Origin of the sequence: Desulfuribacillus stibiiarsenatis, from assembly GCF_001742305.1 — a bacterium.
GTDB classification, from domain to species: Bacteria; Bacillota; Bacilli; order Desulfuribacillales; family Desulfuribacillaceae; genus Desulfuribacillus_A; species Desulfuribacillus_A stibiiarsenatis.
This window is the reverse complement of sequence record NZ_MJAT01000024.1, coordinates 1-775: the sequence shown is the minus strand read 5'-3', so window position 1 is coordinate 775 and position 775 is coordinate 1. Positions and strand designations below refer to the sequence as shown.

Here is a 775-nt window from a genome sequence, read left to right as displayed (position 1 = left end):
GTAACCGCTCAATAACATGGTGCCTTACAATTTAATATGATTCATGTAATAATACCTTCAAAATAACATTTATAGTTTTTAGAGTTAGAGTTTTTCAAGTTTTTCAAGTACTCTAAAGCTATACGATGGAGGTATTATTCATGGATGAAATAACCCAAGTAAAAATCCAGTTCCGCAAGGAACAGTGGTCAAAGCTAATAATGGAATGCCAAGATAGTGGAATGACCGTACGAACTTGGTGTAAGCAAAAAAGCATCAACGAAGCATCTTACTACTACTGGCTGAAAAAAATTCGGAAAGAAGCTTGCAAACAACGACTTCCAGTTACACATGTGGATCAAAAACCAGTTGAGTTTGCAAAACTATCATTCGACACAAGACCCACGCAAACACTAGGCTTCATCACCATTCATTTTCCGATTGCAACAGTAGAAGTAAAAGAAGGTACTTCTAAAGAAACACTTGAAACTGTTTTGCTAGCTTTAAAATCTATATGCTAGGCGACATCACAGTAGCAAAGGAAATCTACATTGCCTGTGGCTATACAGATATGCGCAAATCGATAGACGGTCTTGCTGCCCTTGTTCAAGAAACCTTCGGAATGGACCCTTTTACCCCTAGACTCTATCTGTTCTGTGGCAGAAGACGTGATCGCCTCAAAGCACTGCTTTGGGAAGGCGATGGATTCATCCTCTTGTATAAACGTCTTGAAAACGGAAGCTTCCAATGGCCCCGATCGACAGAGCAAATCAAATCTCTTACCTGGCAGGAATTG

The 775-nt window shown here is 39.7% G+C and carries 2 protein-coding genes; both read left to right on the top strand.

All coding sequences use genetic code 11. The annotated features are described in order from the left end of the window. The first annotated feature begins 140 nt into the window (after positions 1-140). Complete coding sequence (gene tnpA / locus BHU72_RS09300) at positions 141-500, top strand: IS66 family insertion sequence element accessory protein TnpA (protein ID WP_069702368.1); 360 nt, start codon at positions 141-143, stop codon at positions 498-500. Then, the coding region (gene tnpB, locus BHU72_RS15465; RefSeq protein ID WP_083248225.1) for an IS66 family insertion sequence element accessory protein TnpB at positions 494-775 on the top strand (282 nt) is incomplete at its 3' end. The genes tnpA and tnpB, both read left to right, overlap by 7 nt.